This is a genomic window from Allobosea sp., assembly GCF_036675845.1.
Classification (GTDB): Bacteria; Pseudomonadota; Alphaproteobacteria; order Rhizobiales; family Beijerinckiaceae; genus Allobosea.
In genome coordinates this window covers 48,820-55,352 of sequence record NZ_JAKFED010000137.1, presented here as the reverse complement: position 1 = coordinate 55,352, position 6,533 = coordinate 48,820, and the positions used below count along the sequence as shown (strand labels likewise).

10 protein-coding genes and 1 pseudogene are annotated in these 6,533 nt (G+C 67.0%); 2 read left to right on the top strand and 9 right to left on the bottom strand.

Going from position 1 to position 6,533, the window contains the following annotated elements; genetic code table 11:
* The 7 genes and pseudogenes from V6M56_RS14235 to V6M56_RS14205 all read right to left on the bottom strand — a co-directional run.
* Positions 1–156 (bottom strand): annotated as a pseudogene (locus tag V6M56_RS14235) (3-isopropylmalate dehydratase small subunit); the annotation flags it as partial.
* Positions 157–198: 42 nt separating this feature from the next.
* Entirely contained in the window at positions 199–669 is a 471-nt protein-coding gene (locus V6M56_RS14230) for a metallopeptidase family protein (protein WP_332684747.1), read from the bottom strand.
* Entirely contained in the window at positions 669–914 is a 246-nt protein-coding gene (locus V6M56_RS14225) for a hypothetical protein (RefSeq protein WP_332684746.1), read from the bottom strand. Before V6M56_RS14225 ends, V6M56_RS14230 begins: the two co-directional genes overlap by 1 nt.
* Positions 911–1,174, bottom strand: a complete 264-nt coding sequence (locus V6M56_RS14220) for a DUF2442 domain-containing protein (RefSeq protein ID WP_332684744.1) — start codon at positions 1,172–1,174, stop codon at positions 911–913. The genes V6M56_RS14225 and V6M56_RS14220 overlap by 4 nt, the downstream gene beginning before the upstream one ends.
* The gene (locus V6M56_RS14215; protein ID WP_332684742.1) at positions 1,149–1,391 is read right to left on the bottom strand and encodes a DUF4160 domain-containing protein; all 243 of its coding nucleotides are present in this window, start codon (positions 1,389–1,391) and stop codon (positions 1,149–1,151) included. Before V6M56_RS14215 ends, V6M56_RS14220 begins: the two co-directional genes overlap by 26 nt.
* Before the next feature lie 31 nt (positions 1,392–1,422).
* Entirely contained in the window at positions 1,423–2,841 is a 1,419-nt protein-coding gene (leuC, locus tag V6M56_RS14210) for a 3-isopropylmalate dehydratase large subunit (protein WP_332684741.1), read from the bottom strand.
* 91 nt (positions 2,842–2,932) lie between these two features.
* A complete protein-coding gene (locus tag V6M56_RS14205; protein WP_332684739.1) occupies positions 2,933–3,067 on the bottom strand; it encodes a hypothetical protein in 135 nt (44 codons plus the stop codon).
* A 226-nt stretch (positions 3,068–3,293) separates the two neighbouring features.
* Between V6M56_RS14205 and V6M56_RS14200 the strand changes: the two genes are divergently transcribed.
* Positions 3,294–3,704 carry a hypothetical protein gene (locus V6M56_RS14200; RefSeq protein WP_332684737.1) on the top strand — a complete coding sequence of 137 codons (411 nt, stop codon included), beginning with the start codon at positions 3,294–3,296 and terminating at the stop codon, positions 3,702–3,704.
* Between the two features lie 155 nt (positions 3,705–3,859).
* Here V6M56_RS14200 and kynA read toward each other — a convergent pair whose 3' ends face one another.
* Positions 3,860–4,723, bottom strand: a complete 864-nt coding sequence (gene kynA, locus V6M56_RS14195) for a tryptophan 2,3-dioxygenase (RefSeq protein ID WP_332684735.1) — start codon at positions 4,721–4,723, stop codon at positions 3,860–3,862.
* Positions 4,724–4,826: 103 nt separating this feature from the next.
* Between kynA and V6M56_RS14190 the strand changes: the two genes are divergently transcribed.
* Positions 4,827–6,050 carry an aminotransferase class V-fold PLP-dependent enzyme gene (locus V6M56_RS14190; protein WP_332684733.1) on the top strand — a complete coding sequence of 408 codons (1,224 nt, stop codon included), beginning with the start codon at positions 4,827–4,829 and terminating at the stop codon, positions 6,048–6,050.
* Positions 6,051–6,106: 56 nt separating this feature from the next.
* On the opposite strand, the gene rplS is transcribed toward V6M56_RS14190, so the two are convergent.
* On the bottom strand, positions 6,107–6,502 hold the full coding sequence (gene rplS, locus V6M56_RS14185; protein ID WP_332684731.1) for a 50S ribosomal protein L19: 396 nt from the start codon (positions 6,500–6,502) through the stop codon (positions 6,107–6,109).
* Between the last annotated feature and the right edge of the window lie 31 nt (positions 6,503–6,533).

Genomic DNA, 6,533 nt, shown 5'->3' with positions numbered 1-6,533 from the left:
ACCGTCCTCCTTGTAGCGCATCTCCGAGAACAGCGCGGTGCCGAGGCCGGTGCGCTTGATCGTCTTCAGATACTGCTTGGGGATGATCATGTCGGTGTCGACATTGATCACCTTCAGCGGGGCGGGGGTCGAGGTCAGGGTGGTGAAGGGCTGCATGGTCTGAACTCCTGAATGATGGGAAGCGGCTTGCGGCGCGGGTTATCCCGCCGCGCGCTCGATCGCTTCCATGTCGTCGTCGTCGAATCCGAAATGATGGCCGATCTCGTGCACCAGGACATGGGTCACGATCGCGCCGAGGCTCTCGTCGTTCTCCGCCCAGTAATCGAGGATCGGGCGGCGGTAGAGATGGATGGTGTTGGGCATCTGCCCGGTCTGCGGCGCATAGCCCTGCTGTGGCAGGCCGACGCCGGAGAACAGGCCGAGCAGGTCGAACGGGCTCTCCGCCTCGAGCTCCTTCAGGACGTCGTCCTCGGGGAAATCGGTGACGTTGATGACCAGGTCGGCGCAGAGCCGGCGGAAATCCGCCGGCAGGCGGTCGAAGGCCACCTGCGCCAGCTCTTCGAGCGCGGCGATCGAGGGCGCGCGCAGCGCGTCCCAGCCGGGGCTCGGGGAGCCTTGCGCCTGAGCTGAAGCGCCCGCCGCAGCCTTGATCGAGGGAACGCTGCCCATCACCAGACCTTCAGTTGATGCCCGAGCCACCAGGACAGGCCGATGAAGGCGAGGAGCGAGAGGAAGCGGCCGATGCGCCGGCCCCAGAGCTCGATTTTGTCGCCCTCCGGCGCGTCCCTGCCGGAGAAATGGTCGGCGGCGCGCGCCATGGAGGAGCCGAGGAAGCTCTCATCGTCGCGCTTGACGCGCTCGAGCGCTTCCCTGGCCTCCTTGGCGCGGTCGGCTTCGCGGGGATCGATGGTCACGTCACGACACCCGGTGCCGAGCGGCCGGCGAGCATGCCTTCGAGCGACAGGTCCTCGTCGATCTCCGGCCAGTGCACGCCGGTGCCGCCGCCGAGCAACTGCCAGCTCGCTCGCTGCCCCGCCGTGGCATTGAGCAGACGCGGGTACCAAAACAGCGGCGTGCCAAGCGTCCGTCCATCGGACAGGTCGACGAAAAGCATCGTCCCGTCGCAATGGACATTGCGGATGGCAACCTTATCCGTGGCCTTTGCAATGCTCATTCCAGCGTTCCTGCAGGTAGGCTTTCCGGTCGCGGGCGGTCGCGATTATGCGCGCGAGCTCCCGTGGCGAAAAGCCTCCAGTATCGGCGAATGACAGATCGTGAAGCCAGATCTTCGCGAGCTTGTCGTCGCGCTGCACATGCATGTGAGCCGGCTCGACGCAGTCCGCGCTGAAGAACAGGAAGCGATACGGGCCGTCGCGCAGGGCAGTCGGCATCGCTCGCTTCCGTCTCCGACTGGTTCAGTCTTCAGCCCAATTGCCTCACATCGACGAAATGGCCGACCAGCGCCGCCGCCGCCGCCATGGCGGGGGAGACGAGGTGGGTGCGGCCGCGATAGCCCTGCCGGCCCTCGAAATTGCGGTTCGAGGTCGAGGCGGCGCGCTGGCCCGGCTTGAGCTGGTCGGGATTCATGCCGAGGCACATCGAGCAGCCCGGCTCGCGCCATTCGAAGCCGGCGGCGATCAGGATCTTGTCGATGCCTTCGGCTTCCGCCTGCTGCTTCACCAGGCCGGAGCCCGGCACCACCATGGCGTAATCCAGGCTGTCATGGATCTTCTTGCCTTCGACGATCTTGGCGACGGCGCGCAGATCCTCGATGCGGCCATTGGTGCAGGAGCCGATCCAGATCACGTCGAGCGGGATCTCGGTCATCTTCGTCCCGGCGGTGAGGCCCATATATTCGAGCGCCCGCTTCTTCGAGGCACGCTTGACCTCGTCGGCGATCTGCTCCGGATCGGGCACGCTGCCGGCGACCGAGATGACGTCCTCGGGGCTGGTGCCCCAGGAGACGATCGGCGGCAGGTTGTTGGCGTCGAGCGTGACGATACGGTCGAAATTCGCGCCCTCGTCGGTGCGCAGCGTCTCCCAATAGCGCTGTGCCGCGTCCCAGGCGGCGCCTTGCGGCGCCCGCGGCCGGCCCTTGAGATAGGCGAAGGCCTTCTCGTCCGGGGCGATCATGCCGGCGCGCGCGCCGCCTTCGATCGCCATGTTGCAGACGGTCATGCGCCCTTCCATGGAGAGGGCACGGATCGCCTCACCGGCATATTCGATCACCGAGCCGGTGCCGCCCGCGGTGCCGATCTCGCCGATGATGGCGAGGGTGATGTCCTTGGCGGTGACGCCCTTGGCCAGCGTGCCGTCCACCTGGACGAGCATGTTCCTGGCTTTCTTCTGGATCAGCGTCTGGGTCGCCAGCACATGCTCGACCTCGGAGGTGCCGATGCCGTGCGCGAGGGCGCCGAAAGCGCCGTGGGTCGAGGTGTGGCTGTCGCCGCAGACGATCGTCGTGCCGGGCAGGGTGAAGCCCTGCTCGGGGCCGACGATGTGGACGATGCCTTGGCGGATATCGAGCTCGTCGAAATACTCGACGCCGAAATCCTTGGCGTTCCTGGCCAGCGCCTCGACCTGGATGCGGCTCTCCTCCTCGGCGATGCCGGCCTTGCGGTCGGTCGTCGGGATGTTGTGGTCGACGACGGCCAGCGTCTTGCCCGGGGCGTGGACCTTGCGGCCGGTCATGCGCAGGCCCTCGAAGGCCTGCGGGCTGGTGACCTCATGGACCAGATGCCGGTCGATATAGAGCAGGCAGGTTCCGTCGTCCTGGCGGTCGACGACATGGTCCTCGAAAATCTTGTCGTAGAGGGTGGAGGGGGCTTTGGTCGCAGTCATTGGCTTCGTGCCTTCGGTACGGAAATCGTCTTGGCGGCCGCATGGGCCGGGTGCGCGTCGCGACGGCCTGTCGCCGGCCGGGCGGCCGGTCTCAGGCCAGGCTAAGGCCGGCTGCGAGCGAGGCCGTGAAGCGGCCGAAGAAGCGCCAGGGCAGGCGGGCGTGGTCATGCAACGCGGCAAAACCCTGCGTCGTCGGGAAGCGGCGCGGATTCAGCGTGCGGCGCATCACGCGCCGGCAACCGTCCTGAATGGGTCGCTTCCTGTTCATGCCATGGTTCTATCAGTTCCAATCTGCGCCGGCAACGCGAAGCGGCGGCAGGGCGCCCTTCCGGCAGCCGCGGGCTTGCCGGCCGCCCCGACTGGTCCGCGCGCCGCAAAACAGCTTCCCCGAACGCCGGAACGTGCTTTAACGGCTGCTGGCGGCCCGCCCTGCAGATGGCGGCGGCAACGGCATGGGTGACGAGATGGTACGCTTCTTTCCCTTCATGGTGCTGGCGGTCGTCGCCTATGGCGTCACGGTGGCGGCCATGGGCGTGCCGCTGTCGAGCGAAGTCCTGAACCTGCAGCTGCCATCGGGGACGGTCTTCACCCTGACCATGAGCGAGCTCCTGCTCTCGATCTCGACGGTGGTGCTGTTCTTCGAGATCATGAACGCGACCAGCGCCAAGTCGAGCTCGATCCTGAACCATGGCCTGTCGCTGGTGGTGTTCATCGCCTGCGGGCTGATCTTCCTGTTCGTCCCGGGTTTCGGCTCCGGCACCTTCCTGATCATCACCTTGATGTCGCTGGTCGACGTGATCGCCGGTTATTCGATCAGCATCCTGACGGCGCGGCGGGACATGACCTTCGGCAATCAGGAGTAGAGGCGCTCCTCCGGCTGAGCGCGCCCCCTCCCAACCCTCCCCCGTTCCGGGAGAGGGCTCCCGCGCCCTCACCTTTCGCGACGATGGAGCAGAAGGCGCCTCTCTCTCCCGGAACGGGGAGAGAGGGAGAGGGGGCTGGCGAGCCGCTCGGCCGGTCACAATTCGCTGCGCAGCTCCCAGAGTTCAGGAAAGAAGGAGCGTTCCAGCGCGGTCCTGAGGAACTTCACGCCGCTGGAGCCGCCGGTGCCGGGCTTGAAGCCGATGATGCGCTCGACCGTCTTCATGTGGCGGAAGCGCCATTGCTGGAACTGATCCTCGACGTCGACGAGCTCCTCGGCGAGCTCATAGAGGTCGAAATAGGTGTAGGTGTCGCGATAGACCGCGAGCCAGGCCGCGCGCACCGCCAGGTTCGAGACATGCGGCTCGCGCCAGTCGCGCTCGACGCAATCGGCGGGCACCGGCAGGCCGCGCCGGGCGAGCAGCCGCAGGGCCTCGTCATAAAGGCTAGGCGCCGCCAGCAGGGCCTCGAGATGGGCGTGATGCGCCTCGTGGTGGCGGTGCATGGCGAGCATCCGCGCATCCTTGGCGCCGAGGCGGAATTCGAGCGCTCGGTACTGGTAGGACTGGAAGCCTGAGGACTGGCCGAGCGCGTCGCGGAAGGCGAGGTAGTCGGCCGGGGTCATGGTCGAGAGCACATCCCAGGCGCTGATCAGCTGCGCCTGGATGCGCGAGACCCGCGCCAGCGACTTGAACGCCGGCTGCAATTCGTCGTTGCGGATCGCGGCGATGGCGCCGTCGAGCTCGTGGGTCGCGAGCTTCAGCCAGAGTTCCTGGACCTGATGGATGGTGATGAACAGCAGCTCGTCGGGCGCGTCGCTCAGCGGCTTTTGCGCCGCGAGCAGCAGGTCGAGCCCGAGATAGGAGGCGTAATCCATCCGATCCTTGAAATCGGTGGCGATGCCGGGCTCGATCCGGCTCGCTTGGGAGCCGGCCTCGCGGGCGGCTTTATCTTCGGCCATCGCGACCTCTCGGTGCCTGCGGGCCCGCCTTGACGGTTGGCGGGCGAGCGATATTTTAAGCTTAAAGTATTTTGGCGGGCGAGCAAGCTGCGGCGAGGGTGCGATGACGGCATCGGGCGAGGTTGCGACAAGGACGGCGGCAGGCACCGCCGCGCCGCCCTTCGATTTTTCCGCGGCCTTTTCGCGCTTCCGCCAGGGCTGGCCGGAGCGGCTGCATTTCGCGGCGCACAGCCATCATTTCTGGCCGGATGTCACACGCGAGGCACAACTGCGCTGCTGGGACGATGCGGCCCGCCTGGTCGACGGTAAATGGGAGGAGGTGCTCGGCCCGGTCTGGCAGCGGGTGGCGCAGGGCGTGGCGCGGCATCTGGGCCTGCCGGGCACCGACAGCCTCGTTCCCGCCAACAACACCCATGAATTCGTCAACCGGCTGATCTCCAGCCTGCCCGCCGGCCGCCCGGCGCGTATCCTGACCAGCGATGGCGAGTTCCATTCCTTCCGGCGCCAGACCGAGCGCCTGGCGGAGGACGGGCTGGTGCAACTGGTCGTGGTGCCGGCCGAGCCTTTCGGGAGCTTCCCCAGCCGGCTGATCGAGGCGGCGCAGGCGGACCCCGACATCGCCATGGTCTTCGTCAGCCAGGTCCAGTTCAATTCCGGCTTCGCGCTCGCCGATCTCGAGGCGCTGGTCGAGGGTCTCTGCGCCCCCGGCCGGCTCGTGGTGATCGACGGCTATCACGGCTTCCTGGCGCGCCCGACCGACCTGTCGCGCATCGCCGACAAGGCCTTCTACATCGCCGGTGGCTACAAATATGCGATGTCGGGCGAGGGTGCCTGCTTCATGCACTGCCCGCCCGGCTTTGCCGCGCGGCCCCGCGACACCGGCTGGTATGCCTCCTTCGGCGCGCTTTCCGGCCCGCAGGGCGGCGTCGGCTATGCCGAGAACGGCTGGCGCTTCATGGGCGCGACCTTCGATCCGTCCGGCCTCTACCGCATGGGCGCGGTGTTCGACTGGCTCGATGGGCATGCGCTGGACGCGCGCAGGATCCATGCGCATGCACTGGCCTTGCAGGAGATCGTGGCCGCGGGCCTCGCTCGCCGGCCCTGTGGTGTGCTCGCTTTGGAGAACCTCGTCGTGCCGATGCACGAATCGGCGCGCGGCAATTTCCTGACCTTCCGCCATGCCCGGGCTGCCGACTGGCATCAGCGGCTGGAGCAGGCCGGAATCGTCGCCGATCTGCGCGGCGACCGGCTGCGTCTCGGCTTTGGGCTCTATCAGAACGCGGCGGATGCCGAGGAGCTGCTGGCGCGGCTGGCGAGCCTCGCCTGAAACGCAAAACGCGGCCCCGAGAGGCCGCGTTTTCGGAAAATCGCTGGAGGGAGCGCTTACTTCGCGCCGCCCTTGGCCGGCTTGGCCGGCCGGGCCTCGACGCGCTCGGCGATACGGGCCGACTTGCCGCGGCGATCGCGCAGGTAATACAGCTTGGCGCGGCGAACCTTGCCCTTGCGGACGACCTTGATGGAATCGAGGTTCGGCGAATACAGCGGGAAGACGCGCTCGACGCCCTCGCCATAGGAAATCTTGCGGACGGTGAAGCTCTGGTTGAGGCCGCCGCCATTGCGGGCGATGCAGACGCCCTCATAGGCCTGGACGCGGCTGCGCTCGCCTTCCTTGACCTTGACGTTGACCTGCACCGTGTCGCCGGGCTGGAAATGCGGGATTTCCTTGGCCTCGGAGAGCTTGGCGATCTGCTCCTGGTCGATCTGCTCGATGATGTTCATGGGTCTCTCCATGGCCGTTGTCGCGTGTGTT